Origin of the sequence: Massilia aurea (genome assembly GCF_024753205.1) — a bacterium.
Taxonomy (GTDB): domain Bacteria; phylum Pseudomonadota; class Gammaproteobacteria; order Burkholderiales; family Burkholderiaceae_D; genus Telluria; species Telluria aurea.
On sequence record NZ_JANUGZ010000001.1, the window covers coordinates 1,109,469 to 1,127,794 of the forward strand.

Consider the following 18,326-nt stretch of genomic DNA (forward strand, 5'->3'; position numbering starts at 1 on the left):
GCGAAGGCAATCGGGCGGCCGCGCGTGGCGGGCCGGCGATGGAGGTTCGCCGCGCTAGATGCGCAGCAGGCGGTCGGGTGGCGGAATCAGGTCGGGCACGTGCGAGACGTAGCGCCGTGTTTCGCCGCGCAGGTGCGGCGCCCCCTTGGGCAGGGGCAGATTGGGTTGTGACGACAGGACCGCACTGGCCGACAAGTGGTGGCAGGCGTCGCAGTCGTTGCAGGGGTCGGCCGGGCTGGCGTCGTCCTGGCTTGCAGCCGTGGATGACGACGTGGTCGACGAAGCATGCTTGTGGGTGTGGTGGCCCGGGTGCATCGTCTTTTCATTGTGCGTGCAATAGGCAGCACCCGCCGCCCAGGCGGCCTGGAAAGGCATGGCAAACAGCAGCAGGATGAGGAAAAGACGGCGCATTGGTGTATTAAATACCCTGTAGCCGCTGGAGGGTCAAGCACTATCGACGGCCCGGCGTCTGCCGTCCCGTTTTTGGCCCGCTTCCGGCTGGAAGACTTCCTGCAGCACATCGATGAACGCGCGCAATGCAGCAGGCACATGGCGGTGGCCGGGATAGTACAAGGCCAGCTCGCTCGACGGTGCGCACCACTCATGCAGCAGGGGCATCAGGCGGCCGGCGGCCAGATGGTCGCGTGCACTGGTGTCCGGCACGTAGGCGATGCCCTGGCCGGCCAGCGCCGCGTCGACCATCAGGCCGACCTGGTTCAGGATGAGCGTGCCTGGCACGTCGAGCGCCATCGCCTGGCCGTGGCGCGTGAACTCCCAGCGGTAGATCTTCCCGCTTTGCATGCGCATGCGGATGCAGCGGTGGCCGAGCAGGTCGTCCGGGACGACCGGGATACCATACTCTTTCAGGTAGGCGGGCGAGGCCATCGGCATGAAACGCACCGGCGCACCAAAGCGCGCCAGGTGCATGTCCTGCGGCACCGCTTCGGCCAGGCGCACGCCGGCATCGAAGCCGCCGGCGACGATGTCCACCAGGCCGTTGTCGACGAACAGGTCCAGCGAAACGGCCGGGTAGCGCGCCTGGAACACGGGAACCGCATGCTGAAGCAACCAGTGCGCGGTCGGCTCGGCCGTGTTGATGCGCAGCAGGCCGCCGGGCTGCTGACCGACACCGTTGACGGCCTCGCAGGCCGCGCCCAGTTCGCGCAGGACCGGCTCGATGCGGCGCAGGAACCCCTCGCCCGCCTCGGTCGGCGCGACGCTGCGCGTGGTGCGATGGAGCAGGCGCACGCCGAGCTTTTCTTCCATCACGCGCATCATGTGGCTCAGCGTCGATGGCGATACGCCCAGTTCATCGGCTGCCTTGCGAAAGCTACGGCGGTTGACAATGGCGACAAAGGCGCGCAGATCATCGAGGTCGGGCTGGGGCATTGTTGGCGATCCTTCACGAATGCATGCGAGATTCATCCGATGATAGCAGCAGAGTAGTTCGCTATCGTGGTGGCTCCATTTACCCTGACAGGAGAACAGCATGCAACGCACCTGGTTCATCACCGGCACGTCCAGCGGCTTTGGCCGCATCATGACCGAACAACTACTGGCGCGCGGCGACCGCGTCGCGGCCACATTGCGCACACCGTCGGCGCTCGCCGACCTGCAGGCGCGCTATCCGCAGCAGCTATGGGTGGCCCAACTGGACGTCACCGACGATGCGGCGATCGATGCCGTGCTGGCCCGCGCCTTCACCGAGCTGGGACGGATCGACGTCATCGTCAGCAATGCCGCCTACGGACTGTTCGGCGCGGCCGAAGAACTCACAGCCGCGCAGGTGCGGCGCCAGCTCGACACGAATCTGCTGGGCTCGATCCAGCTCATTCGCAGCGCCCTGCCCTGGCTGCGCAAGCAGGGCGGTGGCCGCGTGATCCAGGTGTCATCCGAGGGCGGGCAGATCGCCTACCCGAACTTCAGCGTGTATCACGCAACCAAATGGGGCATCGAAGGCTTTGTCGAAGCGGTCGCGCAAGAGGTCGCGCCGTTCGGCATCGAATTCACGCTGGCCGAGCCGGGGCCGACGCCCACCAATTTTGCCGCTGGAATGGATACTGCGCCGGCCATGGCGGACTACGACGCAACGCCATCGGGCGCGGTGCGGCGCGCGCTGGCCGACGGCAGCTTCAGGTTGAGCGGCGACCCGGTACAGATGGTGCGAACCATGATCGACTCGGCCGACCAGTCGCCGGCGCCGCGCCGCATCGCGCTGGGGTCGACTGCCTACCGGTCAATCCACGCAGCGCTGACGGACCGGTTAGCCAGGCTCGAAGCGCAACAGGACATCGCATTGAACGCGGACCTGAAAACGTAAAGGATGGGTTGGCCGCTTAATCCACCAGCAAGCTCGCGCGCGACTGCGGTACAGGCTGCGCACCGCTGCGCGCAGGCACCGGCACATCGAACTGATAATCGGCCGCCGCATGCACTTCCCAGCCGCCGTCACCCGTCAGCCACAGCACATGGGTATGGTGGCGCAGCACGCCGGCGCGGTGCGCGACGCTGACCAGCGTCGTGCCCTTGTCGCGCAGGCGCTTGTACAGCGACGACTCGTTGGCAGAGTCGAGCGCGCTGGTGGCTTCGTCCAGGATCACGATGGCTGGCTCGTGCACCAGCACGCGGCCGAACGCCAGGCGCTGCTGCTCGCCGATTGACAACAGCTTTTCCCAGTCGAGCGTGGCGTCCAGACCTCCGACGCGCTCGGCCAGATACGGCAGGTGCACCTGCTCGAGGATGGCGGTCAATTGCTCGTCGCTCAGCGACGTGCGGGTGCTTGGATAAATCAGCTGGCTGCGCAGCGTGCCCGGTTGCAGATACGGCTGCTGTGGCAAAAAGAAGAAATCCTCGCGCGGCGGATGATGAATCACCCCGCTGCCCTTGTGCCAGAGCCCGGCAATGGCGCGCAGCAGCGAGCTCTTGCCGCAGCCGCTGTCGCCGTTGATCAGCAGCGCGTCGCCCGGCCTCAGCGACAGTGTCAGATCCTTGATCAGCACGCGGTCGGATTGTGGCGGACACAAGGTCAGCGACTCGAGTGCAAGACGGTCGCCAGGGGTACGCGTGATGCGGGCCTGCACGTCGCACGGATTGCCAGCCGGCGGCTCGGGCATCACATGCATTGACAAGGTCTGCAGGCGGCCAATGCCGGCGACGAAACGGCTCAGGCTCTCGAAGTTGTCGACGATGACGCCGACCGCTGTCAGCACTGCCGTGAACGCGCCGGCCGCCTGCACCGCACGCCCCACTTCGAGCTCGCCCGACAGGACGGCATCGGCCAGGATCACGAACGGCAGCACCAGCGTGAGCTGGCTGAAGGTGCGCTGAAACAGGTTGAGCGCGCGCTGCTTCTTGATCAGGCGCGAAAAATTATGGATGACCTTGTTGAACTTGCTGTCGATGTGCGCGCGCTCCTGCGCTTCGCCACCATAGAAGGCGATCGACTCGGCATTCTCGCGCAGGCGAATCAGGCTGAACCGGAAATCGGCTTCGCGTCGCAACTGCCAGAAATTCAGGTGAATCAGCGGATTGCCGAAGACGAGCAGCGCGATCATTGTACCCAGCACGGCGTAGGCTACCAGCACCGCCACCAGCACGTGAGAAATGGACCACAGCACGGCGCTGAAGGCCACCAGCTGCATCAGCGAACCCAGGAAGATCAGCATGAAGTGCACCGAGCGGCCGGTGAACGTGTTCACATCCTCGCAGATGCGCTGGTCGGGGTTGTCGATCTCCTGGTTCGAGCCCAGCTCGTAGTATTTGCGGCCACCCACGTAACCATCGAGGAAGCGCCGCGTCAGCCAGCGCCGCCACTTGTTCGCGAACAGGTCGCGCATGTAGTAGTAGAACGCGTAGATCGGCACGGCGAACGCGAGCACGATCAGGCATGCCTGGACCGCGCCCCAGAAGCGGTTCCGGTCCTTGCCGGCCAGCGCCGAGGTCAGCTCGCCGGCCTGGTCGTTCAGCATCACGGCGAGCTTGGTTTCCACCAGCATCAACACGATCAACAGCGCCAGCAGCAGCCAGGCCCGCTTGCGCTCGTCGCCCAGCCAGTACGGCTTGGCGACGCTGACGAACTGTTTCCATGCAGCCACCGACAAGGGCGGCCCTCTGCGCTTTTTCTTCGTGTTGCCAGGAATGTCGCGGGTCATTCCGTCGTCGTGCGTCTGTTTCTGGGCCGTCATGATTCTGCAATGCCTGTTTCTGGGACGTCCGACCGCGGCGGCTCGTCCGGTATTACGATAATTCTTGCAGACATGGCAGGTTAGGCGCCCATGTCTGCAGGCCCGTGAATTGTATTTACCCAATTCACGCGCCCAGCATACGGTTGCGTGTAAAACTATTCAGTGCGGAAACAGACATAATCATGCAATAAAAAAACCGCCAGGCTCACGCACTGGCGGTTCTTTTTTAGCGCGGAAGCGGCGAACCGCTTCCGTTGCCTGCAGCGTGATTACACCGCTGCGCCTTCGACCGGATCAGCCGCCTTCATCGACAGCTTCAGACGACCGCGCTCGTCGGTCTCGAGGACCTTGACGCGCACTTGCTGGCCTTCTTTCAGGTAGTCGGCAACAGCGTTGACACGCTCGTTGGCGATCTGCGAGATGTGCAGCAGGCCATCCTTGCCTGGCATGACTTGGACGATCGCGCCGAAGTCCAGCAGTTTCAGCACGGTGCCGTCGTAGGTCTTGCCCACTTCGACCGATGCGGTCAGCTCTTCGATGCGGCGCTTGGCTTCCTGGCCGGCAGCAGCGTCGACCGACGCGATCGTGACCACGCCTTCGTCGCTGATGTCGATCTGGGTGCCGGTCTCTTCGGTCAGCGCGCGGATGACGGCGCCGCCCTTGCCGATGACGTCACGGATCTTCTCTGGATTGATGCGGATGGTGATCAGGCGTGGCGCGAAGTCCGACAGTTCGGTCTTCACGGTTGGCATGGCCTTCTGCATTTCGCCCAGGATGTGGTGACGGCCTTCTTTGGCTTGCGCCAGTGCCACCTGCATGATTTCCTTGGTGATGCCCTGGATCTTGATGTCCATCTGCAGCGCGGTGATGCCTGCTGCGGTACCGGCCACCTTGAAGTCCATGTCGCCCAGGTGATCTTCATCGCCCAGGATGTCCGACAGCACGGCGAACTTGCCGCCTTCCTTGATCAGGCCCATGGCGATACCGGCCACGTGCGATTTCATCGGCACGCCGGCGTCCATCAGTGCCAGGCAGCCGCCGCAGACGGAGGCCATCGACGACGAACCGTTCGACTCGGTGATTTCCGAGACCAGGCGCACCGAGTAGCTGAAGTCTTCCGGATCCGGCAGCGCAGCGATCAGCGCGCGCTTGGCCAGACGGCCGTGGCCGACTTCGCGGCGCTTCGGCGTACCGACGCGGCCGGTTTCGCCGGTGGCGAACGGAGGCATGTTGTAGTGCATCATGAACGAATCGGTGTACTCGCCCATCAGTGCATCGATCTTCTGGCTGTCGCGTGCAGTGCCCAGCGTAGCAACGACCAGCGCCTGCGTTTCACCGCGGGTGAACAGGGCCGAACCGTGGGTACGTGGCAGCACGCTCGAACGGATCGAGATCGGACGCACGGTGCGGGTGTCGCGACCGTCGATGCGTGGCTCGCCTTCCAGGATCTGCGAACGCACGACCTTGGCTTCCATGTCGAACAGGATGTTGCCGACGTCGCCAGCATCGGCCGTGACGCCAGCGGCGCTCAGGTCAGCCATCACTTCGGACGACAGCGACTTCAGCTTTTGCTGACGCGCCGATTTTTCGCGGGTCTGGTACGCATCGCGCACTTTCGCGCCGGCCAGTTCGCCGATACGGGCGATCAGCTCTTCGTTCTTTGGCGCCGGCGCCCATTCGACTTCCGGCTTGCCGCCTTCGGCGACCAGGTCGTGGATCGCATCGATCACGACTTTCATCTGGTCATGGCCGAACACGACGGCGCCCAGCATGATTTCTTCGGACAGTTGCTTGGCTTCCGACTCGACCATCAGGACGGCGGTTTCGGTACCGGCCACGACCAGGTCCATCTGCGACGTCTTCAGCTCGGTGGTGGTCGGGTTCAGGATGTACTGGCCATTCGCGTAGCCGACGCGCGCTGCGCCGATCGGGCCACTGAACGGGATACCGGCGATGCACAGGGCAGCCGAAGCGCCGATCATCGCAGGGATGTCCGGATCGATTTCAGGGTTGACCGACAGCACGTGGATGATGACCTGGACTTCGTTCAGGTAGCCTTCCGGGAACAGCGGACGGATTGGACGGTCGATCAGACGCGAGGTGAGCGTTTCTTTTTCGGAAGGACGGCCTTCGCGCTTGAAGAAACCGCCCGGGATTTTACCCGCAGCATACGTTTTCTCGAGGTAGTCGACGGTCAGCGGGAAGAAGTCCTGGCCCGGCTTGGCATCCTTGCGTGCGACCACGGTTGCCAGCACGACGGTATCTTCGACCGACACCACGACGGCGCCGCTTGCCTGGCGCGCGATTTCGCCCGTCTCCAGGGTGACAGTGTGTTGACCGTACTGGAAGGTTTTCGTAACTTTGTTAAACATGGGGTATCCCTTTCATTTTGCCGACAGATTTTCAGGTGCTGTCGTTCACCTCTCACCACGGGCCGTTCACGAGCAGAACAGCCTTGCAACAACAAACAAACCGCTCAAAAACGAAAAATGCCCGCGACAGAGAACTGGCGCAGGCATCTTCAGACTTAAACCGTCTGGCGCAAACGAATTACTTACGCAGGCCCAGTTTGGCGATCAGGTCGCGGTAACGGTTCAGATCCTTGTTCTTCAGGTACGACAGCAGGCTCTTACGACGGTTGACCATCATGATCAGACCACGACGCGAGTGGTGATCTTTCTGGTGGGCCTTGAAGTGGCCGTTCAGGTCGTTGATGCGTGCGGTCAGCAGTGCAACTTGCACTTCTGGCGAACCGGTGTCTTTTTCGCCGCGTGCGTTGTCCGCGATAATCGCGGCTTTGTTCAGAGTTTCTACGGTCATGATGTTACCTTTCACATGCGGTGCAAGAGTCGCAACCCAGCGCACCGTGATTGATTAAAATGCCTGCCCGGATTCGGACAGACCGGCAAGTATAGTGCAAAACGCGGGTACCGACCAGCGTTTGCCCGCCCTGCCGCCAAGTAAAGGACAAAATAATGCACCGGATGATGAAAATAACAACGCTGGCTGCCACGCTGTTGCTGGCAGCGTGCGCCACGCGCCCTGCCCCGTTGCCGGGCGAAACGGCCGACGTGGTCCAGGCCAAGCTCGGCAAGCCGACGTCCATCTATGTCGATGGCAATGGCGCGGCGCGCTCGCTCGAATACGCGACGGGGCCGATGGGTCAATACACGTGGATGGCACGCCTTGACCCCGATGGCCGCTTGACGGCCTACGAGCAGGTGCTCACTGGTGAAAAATTTGCCACGCTCAAGGTCGACCAAGCGACCAAGGAGCAGGTCTTGCGCACGATCGGGCGCCCTGCCGAACGCTCGCGTGTGGCGATGCAGAACTACGAGGTCTGGTCGTACCGCTACAAGGAGGCCGGCGTCTGGAACTCGCTGATGCACGTGCACTTCGACGAGGGAGGCGTCGTGCGCCAGATGATGAACGGGCCTGACCCGATGTACGAACCGAGGGACCGCAGCTCCTGGTAGGGGCTGCGGTATGAGGCGGGTTAGCGCGCCGGCGGCAGCTTGCGCCCGCCGTCGCTGTGCACGAAGTCTTCGATCGCATCGAGCGACGGTGCCAGGCGGCGCAGCGAGCTCGATAGCGTTGCGAGCAGCGTGACGTGGTTCACGCCGGTAAAACTCACTTCGCGGACCGGCACGCCGGTCGCGCGCAGCCGGTCCGCCAGCGCGCCCGTGTTGCGCTCGGGATCGACCGTCGAATCGTTGCGCGCCGCGATCAACAGCGCGGGCGGCGCATTGACCGTCACGTGGTTGATCGGCTGCGAATCGCGCGGCGTATTCGGGTACAGGAACACCGGGCGCGTCGTTTCATTTTCCACGGGCAGGAAGTTGTAGGGGCCGGCCATGCCGATCCAGCCGCGCAGGATGCTCGGCGCCGTGCCCTGTGCCCGCAACCAGCGCGGATCGAGCGCCAGCATCGCCGCGTTGTACGCGCCGGCGCTGTGGCCCATCGCGTAGATGCGCTTCGGATCGCCGCCATAGGCCTTGATCCGGCGCGACGTCCAGGCCAGTGCTTCGGCGCTGTCGGTCAGGAAATCTGGGTAGCGTACCTGCGGATACAGGCGGTAGTCGGGAATGACCACCACGAAACCACGCGCCGCCAGCGCGCGGCCGACGAAGGCATAGTCGCCCCGCTCGCCATTGACCCAGTTGCCGCCGTAGTAGAACACGATGACGGGCGCCGGGCCGGTCCAGTTTTCGGGCCGGTAGATGTCGAGTACGTGACGTGGATTGGTGCCATAGGCAGCCGAGGCCACCGTGCGCGTGGCACCGCTCGGTGAGACCGCGTTGACCAGCGACAGCGGCGAGCAGGCCGCGAGCAGCCCCGACAGCAGCAGGACGGTGGCGGCGCAGGCCGCGAAGTAAGGAGCTCTCATGGTTCGGGCAGCCTGTGATCAGCGGTGGAGGTCGTCGTCGGCGTCGTCGAGCGGGATGATGCTGACCCGCTTGCCCTTCGCACGCTGCCACACGTACACGGCGTAACCCGACAGGCCGTAGATCACGAAGATCGGCCACAGTACCTTGGGCGGATCGATCGCCAGCAGCGCCAGCACCAGCGCGATCAGGAACACGGCGATGAACGGCACCGACTTGCGGAAGTTGATGTCCTTGAAGCTGTAGAACGGCACGTTCGACACCATCGTCAGGCCGGCGAAGACCGTGATGCCCCACGACACCCACTCGACCTTGCGCGGGATGACGCTGATATCGGGATCGATCATCATCATGATGAAGCCGATCACCAGCGCCGCTGCAGCCGGGCTGGGCAAGCCCTGGAAGAAGCGCTTGTCGACCACTTCGATATTGGTATTGAAGCGTGCCAGGCGCAAGGCGGCGCAGGCGCAGTAGATGAAGGCGGCGACCCAGCCGACCTTGCCAAGGCCGTTGAGCGACCATTCGTACATCACCAGCGCCGGCGCGGCGCCGAACGAAACCATGTCGGCCAGGCTGTCGTACTGGGCGCCGAATTCGGATTGGGTATTGGTCAGGCGGGCGATGCGCCCGTCCAGGCCGTCGAGGATCATCGCGATGAACACGGCCCAGCAAGCCTGGTCGAAACGCTGGTTCATCGCCATGACGATGGCGTAGAACCCACAGAACAGCGCGGCGGTGGTGAAGGCATTGGGCAGCAGGTAGATGCCGCGGCTGCGCTCACCGGCAGCCCGTCCTTGCGTACGGGGCGCGAAACGCTTTTTCAGGCGGGAGAATCGTGGACCTTTGGGCGGGGTCCCTGGCTTTCTTCTTCGTGGAAAAGTTGGCATAAGCAATCGTATTCAAGTGAGCCGCCGAGCGACTGTTCCCAACCATTATAGAGGCGGGACCCGTGTTAGCGAAACACTACGCTAACCCGGCTGGCAATTGCATGTCGCCTACTTGAACGGCGCAGTCAACATTAAATAGAGCCGAGCCGTGAACTGATGAGCGGTTTCGTGGTCCAACGCCTGTCGCCAGCATCAGGAGTCGCGCATGAAAGCGCCCCGTTTCAAGAACTGGTTTGCCAGGTTGTCAGCGCTGAATCCGCCACAGGGCCGGCAAGTGCTCGACGCCCTGCATCCCGCAGCTGGTCTCGACCAGGTGGTTGCACTGATCGCGGAGGCCAGAGCGCCAGCACGCTGCTGCCCCAGTTGTGGCAACCAACGCTGCAATCGGCACGGGTTTGCCAACGACCTGCAGCGCTTTCGCTGCTGCGCCTGTGGCCGCACGTTCAACGACCTGAGCGGCACGCCGCTGGCGCGACTCAGGCACAAGGCCAAATGGCTCGCGTATTCGCAGGTGCTGATCGATTCACTGTCTGTACGCAAGGGCGCAGACCGGGTCGGCGTACACCGCAACACGGCATTCCGGTGGCGTCACCGCTTTCTCGATTGGGTCAAGCTCGACCGGCCTGCATCGCTCAACGGCATCGTGGAGGCCGACGAGACATTCCTGCTCGAATCGCAAAAAGGATCACGCACGCTCGACCGCCCGCCACGCCGACGGGGCGGCCGCGCGCCCATGCGGGGCATTTCCCGCCATCTCGATTGCATCCTGGTAGCACGCGACCGGAATGGCCGCACCATCGATGCCGTCACTGGCCGTGGCGCACTGACGGCCGCGCAACTCGAACGCGATTTGCTGCCCAGACTTGATCCGCAGGCACTCCTGGTCAGCGACAGCCACGCCGCGTACCGGGCCTTTGCACGCAAGCACAGAATTGCGCACGAGACAGTCAATCTGCGCGCCGGCGTGCGCGTCAGGCATTCGGGTAGCCGCGCCATCCACGTACAGAACGTGAACGCCTACCACGGTCGCTTCAAGGCCTGGCTACTGGGCTTTCGCGGGGTGGCATCGCGCTATCTGCCCAACTACCTGGGGTGGCGCTGGGCACTGGATGGCGGGCGGATCAGTTCAGCTGAACAATTGTTTTGCATCGCAATCGGCGTCATCAACAGACAACGCTGACTGCGCCACTTGAACACGACCGTGCCGGATGGCGCGATTACTTGAACTTGACCTTGCCCACCAGACGCATTTGCAGCGTGGTTTCGCCTGGCTCGAAGCTCGGTTCAGCCATGCCATCATCCATCTCGCGCTTGGCGCTCGAACGCATCATCATGGCCGGCGCGGCCTGGGCGTCGCCCGCATAATTGCCCGAGCCTTCGAAGTCGACCGTATCGAGCACGGCGTCGCCCGGCTGGCGGCCCATTGCCTTGGCGATCGAGACGATGCGCTCGTTCAGGTTCTGATACGTGGCGGCGATGCGCTGGTCGTCAAGGCGCTTCTCGGTCGCCGGGGTCAGGCCGAAGTTGATGTTATTGATCTGCAGGACCTTCTGCGCGGCAGCAGCCGTTTTCGGCAGCGCGGCCAGGTTCGTGGTCTTGACTTCCAGGTACTGGCCAACACGCCAGGCGATCGGCACCGGCTTGACGGGCGCGACCACGCGGCCGACCGGCTGTGGCTGCACTTCCGGATACACCGGGTACGTGTAATAGCCCTGCGTTTTCAGTTCGGCTTTCGGATCGGCGCGGCGCACGATCTCGGTGCCCTCTTTCATCTTGCGATTGACGCGGTCGGCGGCGGCGTTCTTGTCCTTGTCGTGCTCTTCGACGGCGAACGTGATCGTCGCTTCGTCATTCGCGTGCTTGACTTCGCCAAAGGCGGGGACGATGACCATGGTGCCGGTGGTCGCGGTCGACGGCGCGGTCTGCGCCTGGGCAGCGCTGAAGGCCAGCACGAGGGCGGCAGCGACGAGGGATTTGGTGAATGCCATTGTTGTTCTCCTGTGAGTTGCGACGTATGTCCGACTTGGTTATACGATACCTTGCACAGGGAAAACATCGGTATTTTGTAATGGACAGTTGCAAATGAGTAGCTTTTGAAACGTGTTAGCACCGTCAGACGAACGCGTGGACGGGAGAACCCGTCCACCCTACGAGGTGCGCGCGACCGGTTTTTCACGGCACACATGTTCGTAGGGTGGATGGCTCTGCCGTCCACGCGTCGATCGCCAACGCCACACCACCGCACGCGATGGTCTGGCCACGAGCTTAGTTCTTCGACTGATCCACCAGCTTGTTCTTCGCAATCCACGGCATCATCGCGCGCAGCTTCGCGCCGACTTCCTCGATCGGATGCTCGGCAGTCAGGCGACGGCGCGAGATCAGGGTCGGTGCGCCGGCCTTGTTTTCCAGGATGAAGCTCTTGGCGTATTCGCCGGTCTGGATGTCCTTCAGGCACTGGCGCATCGCGTTCTTGGTGTCTTCGGTCACGACGCGCGGGCCGGTCACGTATTCGCCGTATTCCGCGTTGTTCGAGATCGAGTAGTTCATGTTGGCGATGCCGCCTTCATAGATCAGGTCGACGATCAGCTTGAGTTCGTGCAGGCACTCGAAGTACGCCATCTCCGGCGCGTAACCGGCCTCGGTCAGCGTCTCGAAGCCCGCCTTGATCAGCTCGACCGCGCCGCCGCACAGCACGGCCTGCTCGCCGAACAGGTCGGTCTCGGTTTCTTCGCGGAAGTTGGTTTCGATGATGCCGGCGCGGCCGCCGCCGTTGGCCATTGCGTACGACATGGCGATATCACGGGCGGCGCCCGATTTGTCCTGGTACACGGCGATCAGGTGCGGCACGCCGCCACCTTGCGTGTAGGTGCCGCGCACCGTGTGGCCCGGCGCTTTCGGCGCGACCATGATGACGTCGAGGTCGGCGCGTGGAACGACCTGGCCGTAGTGCACGTTGAAACCGTGGGCGAAGGCCAGCACGGCGCCCTGCTTCGCGTTCGGCTCGATGTTCTGCTTGTAGACTTCGGCGATGTTTTCGTCCGGCAGCAGGATCATGATGACGTCGGCGTTCTTGACTGCCTCATCGACTTCCGCCACTTTCAGGCCGGCTTGCTCGACCTTGCCCCACGAGGCGCCGCCGCGGCGCAGGCCGACGGTGACATTGACGCCCGATTCGCTCAGGTTCTGTGCGTGCGCATGGCCTTGCGAGCCGTAACCGATGATGGCAACGTTCTTGCCCTTGATGAGGGAGAGGTCGCAGTCCTTGTCGTAGAAAACGTTCATTTTTTTATCCTGTTATTTAATTTGAATTGTGTGATGTTGAGCGTTTTGCTCAAACTTTCAGAATGCGTTCGCCGCGGCCGATGCCCGAGCCGCCGGTACGCACCGTCTCGAGGATCGAGGCGCGGTCGATGGCGTCAATAAAGGCATCCAGCTTCGATTTGGCGCCGGTCAGCTCGATCGTGTAGGTCTTTTCGGTGACGTCGATGACGCGGCCCCGGAAGATATCGGCGGTACGCTTCATTTCTTCACGCTCCTTGCCGACCGCCCGCACCTTGATCAGCATGAGTTCGCGCTCGATGTGCTGGCCTTCGGTCAGGTCGACCACCTTGACGACCTCGATCAGCCGGTTCAGGTGCTTCGTGATCTGCTCGATGATGTCGTCCGAGCCGGACGTCACGATCGTCATGCGCGACAGCGTCGCGTCTTCGGTCGGCGCCACGGTCAGCGTTTCGATGTTGTAGCCGCGCGCCGAGAACAGGCCGACCACGCGCGAGAGCGCGCCGGCTTCGTTCTCCAGCAGGACAGAAATAATATGGCGCATTTACAGGTCCTCCGAGCCAAGCAGCATTTCGTTCAGGCCGCGGCCCGCCTTGACCATCGGCCACACGTTTTCACTCTGGTCGGTGATGAAGTTCATGAACACCAGGCGGTCTTTCATGGCGAATGCGTCGCGCAGCGCGCCGTCGACATCGCCCGGCTTTTCGATGCGCATGCCGACGTGGCCATAGGCCTCGGCCAGCTTTTCGAAGTCGGGCAGCGAATCCATGTACGACTCGGAATAGCGCGAGCCGTAATCGATCTGCTGCCACTGGCGGACCATGCCCAAAAAGCGGTTATTGAGCAGGATGATCTTCGGCGTCAGGTGATATTGCTTGCAGGTGGCAAGCTCCTGGATGCACATCTGGATCGAGCCTTCGCCGGTAACACAAGCTACGGTGGCATCCGGATTGGCCATCTGCACGCCCATCGCGAATGGCAGCCCGACACCCATCGTGCCCAGGCCACCGGAATTGATCCAGCGGCGCGGCTTGTCGAACGGGTAGTACTGCGCGGCCCACATCTGGTGCTGGCCGACGTCGGACGTGATGAACGCGTCGCCATCGGTCACCTTGTGCAGCTGCTGGATCACGGACTGCGGCTTGATCAGCGTGTCGGAGCTCGCATACGCCAGGCAATCGCGGCCACGCCATTCGGCGATCTGCTTCCACCACGATTGCAGCGCAGGCGCATTCGCGTGGCCATTGCCGGCCTCGAGCTGCGTGAGCAGTTCGATCAGCACGTCCTTGACGTTGCCGACGATCGGGATATCCACCTTCACGCGCTTGGAAATCGACGACGGGTCGATGTCGATATGGATGATTTTGCGCGGATGCGAGGCAAAGTGCTTCGGGTTGCCGATCACGCGGTCGTCGAAGCGCGCGCCAATGGCGATCAACACGTCGCAGTGCTGCATCGCCATGTTCGCTTCATAGGTGCCGTGCATGCCCGGCATGCCGACGAAGTGCGGATCGGACGAACGCGACGCGCCCAGGCCCATCAGCGTATTCGTGATCGGAAAGCCCGTGGACTCGACCATGCGGTTGAGCTCATTCGAGGCATTGGCCAGGATGACGCCGCCGCCCGCATAGATCATCGGCCGCTCGGCGTTCTGCAGCAGCGCGACCGCTTTGCGGATCTGGCCGGCATGGCCCTTGTCGACCGGACGGTACGAGCGCATGTCGACTTCGCGCGGGTACTCGAACAGGCATTTGTTAACCGTGATGTCCTTCGGGATATCGACCAGCACGGGACCGGGCCGGCCGGTGCGGGCGATGAAGAAGGCTTTCTTGATGGTCGAGGCCAGATCGCGCACGTCCTTGACCAGGAAGTTGTGCTTGACCACCGGGCGGGTGATGCCCACGGTGTCGCATTCCTGGAATGCATCCTGGCCGATCGCGTGACTTGGCACCTGGCCCGAGATCACGACCATCGGGATCGAATCCATATAGGCGGTCGACAAGCCGGTGACGGCATTGGTGACGCCCGGACCGGACGTGACGAGGGCGACGCCCACGGTGTTCGAGCTGCGCGAATAGGCATCGGCGGCATGCACCGCGGCTTGTTCGTGGCGAACGAGAACGTGCTGGAATTTATCTTGCTGGAAGATCGCGTCGTAGATATACAGAACCGCGCCGCCCGGATAACCGAAAACGTGCTTGACGCCCTCTTCTGCCAGACAACGGACAACGATTTCAGCGCCCGTGATAGGGACTGTTGGATCGAAACTCATAACCATTCCTTTCAAAACCCATAGGGTTGATTGATCGGATGCTCGTTCCTGGCGATATGCGTGCTGCGCTTACAACCCTCAGGCTCCACTTCTTTCTGCGTGCACGTCGATGGTTCGGGTCGCCGTAGGGACCGTACGCATTGACGCTGGGCGCAACTCGTTAGGCTTGAGTGTTTGTAGCGGTTGGACGCATCTCTCGCGCTTGTGGCACGGGTCGGAGCAAACTGCCTACAAATGAAAGCGTGCCATGGCGGACGGGGCGTTGTGGGCGACTCCCGCATGACGTTGATGCTTTGAGGGTGCAAAGCGTGAGGAACACCATACCGCGCCGCACCATTCTGGTCAAGCTTTGTCTTTCGACAAGATGCGACCTTGTTGGCGCCTATAGCTGGCACGGTGCGGCTGCCAGGTAGGCGCTGGGGGCAACCCACCGCACTGCGGCGCAGCGCGCAGGCTCTGACCCGCTCGTTTTTGGTGCACGCACAGTGCGTGTGTTGTAAATCCGGCGCACCACAGTACAATCCAGTTTATTGCCACATGGAAATCGACCTTCAAAGAAAAAACGCTTAAGATTATTTCTTTGAAGATCCAGTTTTTTGCTCACCTTCTGTTCCGGATTCAGCTATGCAAGCGCCCAACGACAATCTCCAGGAAATGGCCATGGCCGCCATGACGGCCATCGACCGCGCACAGGCGGTGATCGAGTTCGATCTCGAAGGCCGTATCCTGCACGCCAACCGCAATTTCCTGCTCACTCTCGGTTACGAGCAGGATCAGGTCATCGGGCGCCAGCATGCGATGTTCTGTGAACCTGCCTACCAGCGTTCGCCCGAATACAAGATGTTCTGGCACAGCCTGGCCAAGGGCGAGTTCCACACCGGCGAATTCAAGCGCATCCGCAGCGATGGCGCACCGGTCTGGATCCAGGCCACCTACAGCCCGATCTTCGACGCCGACGGCAAGCCGGTCAAGGTGGTCAAGTTCGCCACCGACATCACCGAGCAGAAGCTGCTGGCCGCCGAATCGCGCGGCAAGCTCGACGCGATCGGACGCTCACAGGCAGTCATCGAATTCGATATGCGCGGCAATGTCTTGTCCGCCAACGAGAATTTCTTGCGCACCATGGGCTATACCGAAGACGAGATCGTCGGCTCCCACCACACACTGTTCTGCGACCCGGAACTGGCCAAAAGCGCCGAATATCGGCACTTCTGGGCCGACCTGGGCCAGGGCCGGTTCCAGGCCGGACGCTTCCAGCGCCGTGGCAAGCACGACGCCGACATCTGGATCCAGGCCACCTACAATCCGATCCTCGATGCCACCGGCAAACCGTACAAGGTCGTCAAGTTCGCGATGGACGTGACGGCCCAGGTGCGGCGCGAAGAACTGGTGAGCGCCAAGATCGACGCCATCGGTACCGCACTGGACGGCCTGGGCCGCTCGATCACCACGATCGCCGACGGCGCGCGTGAGTCAGCCGCGATGGCGGCGCGTACCCAGGACGGTGCTGCCAGCGGCAGCCGCCTGCTGGAACGCTCCAAGGGCGCCATGCAAGCCATCCAGACCTCGTCCGGCGACGTGCGCGAGATCATCGACACCATCACCAGCATCGCCGGCCAGACCCATTTACTCGCCTTCAATGCTGCGATCGAGGCGGCGCGCGCGGGGGAGCATGGGCGCGGCTTTTCGGTGGTGGCCAACGAGGTGCGCAAGCTGGCCGAAAAGTCGGCACTGGCAGCGCGCGAGATTTCCAAGCTGATCAACGAGACGGTCAGCCGCGTCGACGAAGGCACCCGCCTGGCCGGCGATGTGGAAGATGCGTTCGAGCGCATCCTCGAGTCGGTCGCCGCCACCAGCAGTTCGATCGCCGGCATCGGCAGCGCCACCCACCATCAGGCCGACTCCACCCGCGACGCTTCGCGCCTGCTGGCCGAGCTCGAGGCAGTGGCGCGAGCGCGCTAGGCCATGCCGGCCACCTGCAGCGCGCAGCTGACGCTGGCGCGCATCCGGATTGGCGAAGTCGGGATCGGCATACGGATCGAAACCGTGCTCCAGGCGCTGCCATTGCCAGAGACGTTCAGTCGCCTGCCCCTGCGCACCCACGCCCTGCTCGGCATGGTCGAGCACGACGGCATGGCCGTGCCGGTGGTCGACCTGGCGCGCTGGCTCGACGTCGGCGCAGCGCCGGCGGGCGCCGTCCCGCAACTGCTGTTGCTGCGCGACGGTGACCGCACCGTCGGCCTGCGCGTGGATGCGCTCGAGGAGCTGGTCGAGGTCGAGGCAGCGGCGCTGCAGCGCCTCCATCACGGCGACGATCCGGACGACGTGTTCCACAGCGCCGCACCAAGCGGGAATGGCATGCTTCTGAGCCTGCTGGAAGTGACCCGGCTGGCCGATCTGGCACAGTGCTGGAGCACGGCGCCGACGGCCGCTGCGCCCGCTGAGTCCGCTGCCCCGCCCGTGGCCGACCCGCTGCAACGCACCTGCTACGCGCTGCTCGACACCGGCCACGGCCTGATCGGCGTGCCGCCGGCCGCGCTGGCCGAAGTGCTTGCCTTGCCGCCGCTGACACATATCGGCAGCAGCGCCTGGTGCCGCTGGCACGACAGCCAGCTTGCGCTGATTGCCAGCACAGCGCTGTTCCAGGCGCCTGGCGTCGAGACGCGCGTCGCTGCTGCGCCCCTGCTCGCCGTGTTGCAGCACGCCGACCTGGCGCTGGGTGTGCCGGTGCAGGCCGTGCTGCGGCTCGAGGAATTCGGTCCCGGCGTGCCCAGCACGGACGGCGTTGGCGAGAATGCGATTGACGCCAGCGGGGACACGGTGCTGCTGGTCGACGTCACGCGTCTGCTGGCGCGGCATCCCGAGGCGGCCCTGGCGCGCGGCGACAGCGTCACGGCCAGCGCGAGCACCAGCACAAGCGCCAGCACCAGCAATGCCGAAGCCTATGTCGTGTTCGATGCCGCCGGCCTGCAGGCGCTGCCGCTCGCCGCAATCGAGCAGATCGTGCCGCTGGATGGACCGCTGGGCGCCACCATGGCCTGGCAGGGCGCGGCGATCCCGCTGATCGACCTGCGTGGGGAGGCACCCGGCGCGGATGGCGCGGATGGCACGGTACTGGTGGCGCAGGGCGCGCAGGGGCTGGCCGGTCACGTCGTGCGCCGCGTGCAGTCGCTGATTCCGGCCGGGGCCGGGCGCATGTTCAACATGGGCGCCAACGGCACTGCGTTCATCACGACCGACGATGGTGGACAGGAAGCCACCTACCGCATTGCGACTCTAAGCGCGCTGCAAGCGGCGCGCTGACCCCGGCCACCTTGCG

16 protein-coding genes are annotated in these 18,326 nt (G+C 63.4%); 5 read left to right on the forward strand and 11 right to left on the reverse strand.

The genetic code is table 11. The annotated features are described in order from the left end of the window. Positions 1 to 54: 54 nt before the first annotated feature. Positions 55 to 411: a hypothetical protein gene (locus NX775_RS04715; RefSeq protein WP_258834930.1), complete on the reverse strand. Its 357-nt coding sequence runs from the start codon at positions 409 to 411 to the stop codon at positions 55 to 57. Between the two features lie 33 nt (positions 412 to 444). Continuing rightward, positions 445 to 1,389, reverse strand: coding sequence for a LysR family transcriptional regulator (locus NX775_RS04720; protein ID WP_258834931.1), 945 nt, complete (start codon positions 1,387 to 1,389; stop codon positions 445 to 447). Positions 1,390 to 1,489: 100 nt separating this feature from the next. Between NX775_RS04720 and NX775_RS04725 the strand changes: the two genes are divergently transcribed. Further along, entirely contained in the window at positions 1,490 to 2,320 is an 831-nt protein-coding gene (locus tag NX775_RS04725; protein ID WP_258834932.1) for an SDR family oxidoreductase, read from the forward strand. Between the two features lie 16 nt (positions 2,321 to 2,336). Here NX775_RS04725 and NX775_RS04730 read toward each other — a convergent pair whose 3' ends face one another. From NX775_RS04730 to rpsO, 3 genes are all read right to left on the reverse strand, one after another. Next, positions 2,337 to 4,184 (reverse strand): ABC transporter ATP-binding protein/permease, encoded by a 1,848-nt coding sequence (locus tag NX775_RS04730; RefSeq protein ID WP_258834933.1) that lies wholly within the window; start codon positions 4,182 to 4,184, stop codon positions 2,337 to 2,339. A gap of 269 nt (positions 4,185 to 4,453) precedes the next feature. Next, entirely contained in the window at positions 4,454 to 6,556 is a 2,103-nt protein-coding gene (gene pnp, locus NX775_RS04735) for a polyribonucleotide nucleotidyltransferase (protein ID WP_258834934.1), read from the reverse strand. Between the two features lie 178 nt (positions 6,557 to 6,734). Continuing rightward, complete coding sequence (rpsO, locus tag NX775_RS04740; protein WP_183555352.1) at positions 6,735 to 7,004, reverse strand: 30S ribosomal protein S15; 270 nt, start codon at positions 7,002 to 7,004, stop codon at positions 6,735 to 6,737. Positions 7,005 to 7,168: 164 nt separating this feature from the next. Here rpsO and bamE point away from each other — a divergent pair, with 164 nt between their 5' ends. Beyond that, positions 7,169 to 7,660, forward strand: a complete 492-nt coding sequence (gene bamE / locus NX775_RS04745; protein WP_258834935.1) for an outer membrane protein assembly factor BamE domain-containing protein — start codon at positions 7,169 to 7,171, stop codon at positions 7,658 to 7,660. Between the two features lie 20 nt (positions 7,661 to 7,680). Here the strand turns inward: bamE and NX775_RS04750 are convergent, their stop codons facing one another. Then, positions 7,681 to 8,571 (reverse strand): alpha/beta hydrolase, encoded by an 891-nt coding sequence (locus NX775_RS04750; protein ID WP_258834936.1) that lies wholly within the window; start codon positions 8,569 to 8,571, stop codon positions 7,681 to 7,683. Between the two features lie 18 nt (positions 8,572 to 8,589). Continuing rightward, entirely contained in the window at positions 8,590 to 9,456 is an 867-nt protein-coding gene (pssA, locus tag NX775_RS04755; RefSeq protein ID WP_258834937.1) for a CDP-diacylglycerol--serine O-phosphatidyltransferase, read from the reverse strand. A 205-nt stretch (positions 9,457 to 9,661) separates the two neighbouring features. On the opposite strand from pssA, the gene NX775_RS04760 reads away from it, so the two are divergent. Continuing rightward, positions 9,662 to 10,636, forward strand: a complete 975-nt coding sequence (locus NX775_RS04760) for an IS1595 family transposase (protein WP_258834938.1) — start codon at positions 9,662 to 9,664, stop codon at positions 10,634 to 10,636. Positions 10,637 to 10,673: 37 nt separating this feature from the next. Here NX775_RS04760 and NX775_RS04765 read toward each other — a convergent pair whose 3' ends face one another. The 4 genes from NX775_RS04765 to NX775_RS04780 form a co-directional block, all read right to left on the reverse strand. After that, positions 10,674 to 11,444, reverse strand: a complete 771-nt coding sequence (locus NX775_RS04765) for an SIMPL domain-containing protein (RefSeq protein ID WP_258834939.1) — start codon at positions 11,442 to 11,444, stop codon at positions 10,674 to 10,676. 277 nt (positions 11,445 to 11,721) lie between these two features. Continuing rightward, complete coding sequence (gene ilvC / locus NX775_RS04770; protein ID WP_183555357.1) at positions 11,722 to 12,738, reverse strand: ketol-acid reductoisomerase; 1,017 nt, start codon at positions 12,736 to 12,738, stop codon at positions 11,722 to 11,724. A gap of 49 nt (positions 12,739 to 12,787) precedes the next feature. Continuing rightward, the gene (gene ilvN / locus NX775_RS04775) at positions 12,788 to 13,279 is read right to left on the reverse strand and encodes an acetolactate synthase small subunit (protein WP_183555358.1); all 492 of its coding nucleotides are present in this window, start codon (positions 13,277 to 13,279) and stop codon (positions 12,788 to 12,790) included. Beyond that, the gene (locus NX775_RS04780; protein WP_258834940.1) at positions 13,280 to 15,007 is read right to left on the reverse strand and encodes an acetolactate synthase 3 catalytic subunit; all 1,728 of its coding nucleotides are present in this window, start codon (positions 15,005 to 15,007) and stop codon (positions 13,280 to 13,282) included. A 624-nt stretch (positions 15,008 to 15,631) separates the two neighbouring features. On the opposite strand from NX775_RS04780, the gene NX775_RS04785 reads away from it, so the two are divergent. Together NX775_RS04785 and NX775_RS04790 are read left to right on the forward strand one after the other, a co-directional pair. Beyond that, positions 15,632 to 16,969, forward strand: a complete 1,338-nt coding sequence (locus tag NX775_RS04785; RefSeq protein ID WP_307732069.1) for a methyl-accepting chemotaxis protein — start codon at positions 15,632 to 15,634, stop codon at positions 16,967 to 16,969. Between the two features lie 3 nt (positions 16,970 to 16,972). After that, the gene (locus tag NX775_RS04790) at positions 16,973 to 18,310 is read left to right on the forward strand and encodes a chemotaxis protein CheW (RefSeq protein ID WP_258834941.1); all 1,338 of its coding nucleotides are present in this window, start codon (positions 16,973 to 16,975) and stop codon (positions 18,308 to 18,310) included. Positions 18,311 to 18,326: the final 16 nt, after the last annotated feature.

What these genes read in the sequence shown, in the direction of transcription:
- NX775_RS04785 (WP_307732069.1), top strand. Translation starts at nt 15,632, where the DNA reads ATGCAAGCGCCCAACGACAATCTCCAGGAAATGGCCATGGCCGCCATG.
- NX775_RS04760 (WP_258834938.1), top strand. Translation starts at nt 9,662, where the DNA reads ATGAAAGCGCCCCGTTTCAAGAACTGGTTTGCCAGGTTGTCAGCGCTG.
- rpsO (WP_183555352.1), bottom strand. Translation starts at nt 7,004, where the DNA reads ATGACCGTAGAAACTCTGAACAAAGCCGCGATTATCGCGGACAACGCA.
- pnp (WP_258834934.1), bottom strand. Translation starts at nt 6,556, where the DNA reads ATGTTTAACAAAGTTACGAAAACCTTCCAGTACGGTCAACACACTGTC.
- NX775_RS04715 (WP_258834930.1), bottom strand. Translation starts at nt 411, where the DNA reads ATGCGCCGTCTTTTCCTCATCCTGCTGCTGTTTGCCATGCCTTTCCAG.
- bamE (WP_258834935.1), top strand. Translation starts at nt 7,169, where the DNA reads ATGATGAAAATAACAACGCTGGCTGCCACGCTGTTGCTGGCAGCGTGC.
- ilvC (WP_183555357.1), bottom strand. Translation starts at nt 12,738, where the DNA reads ATGAACGTTTTCTACGACAAGGACTGCGACCTCTCCCTCATCAAGGGC.
- NX775_RS04725 (WP_258834932.1), top strand. Translation starts at nt 1,490, where the DNA reads ATGCAACGCACCTGGTTCATCACCGGCACGTCCAGCGGCTTTGGCCGC.
- pssA (WP_258834937.1), bottom strand. Translation starts at nt 9,456, where the DNA reads ATGCCAACTTTTCCACGAAGAAGAAAGCCAGGGACCCCGCCCAAAGGT.
- ilvN (WP_183555358.1), bottom strand. Translation starts at nt 13,279, where the DNA reads ATGCGCCATATTATTTCTGTCCTGCTGGAGAACGAAGCCGGCGCGCTC.
- NX775_RS04780 (WP_258834940.1), bottom strand. Translation starts at nt 15,007, where the DNA reads ATGAGTTTCGATCCAACAGTCCCTATCACGGGCGCTGAAATCGTTGTC.
- NX775_RS04730 (WP_258834933.1), bottom strand. Translation starts at nt 4,184, where the DNA reads ATGACGGCCCAGAAACAGACGCACGACGACGGAATGACCCGCGACATT.
- NX775_RS04750 (WP_258834936.1), bottom strand. Translation starts at nt 8,571, where the DNA reads ATGAGAGCTCCTTACTTCGCGGCCTGCGCCGCCACCGTCCTGCTGCTG.
- NX775_RS04720 (WP_258834931.1), bottom strand. Translation starts at nt 1,389, where the DNA reads ATGCCCCAGCCCGACCTCGATGATCTGCGCGCCTTTGTCGCCATTGTC.
- NX775_RS04790 (WP_258834941.1), top strand. Translation starts at nt 16,973, where the DNA reads ATGCCGGCCACCTGCAGCGCGCAGCTGACGCTGGCGCGCATCCGGATT.
- NX775_RS04765 (WP_258834939.1), bottom strand. Translation starts at nt 11,444, where the DNA reads ATGGCATTCACCAAATCCCTCGTCGCTGCCGCCCTCGTGCTGGCCTTC.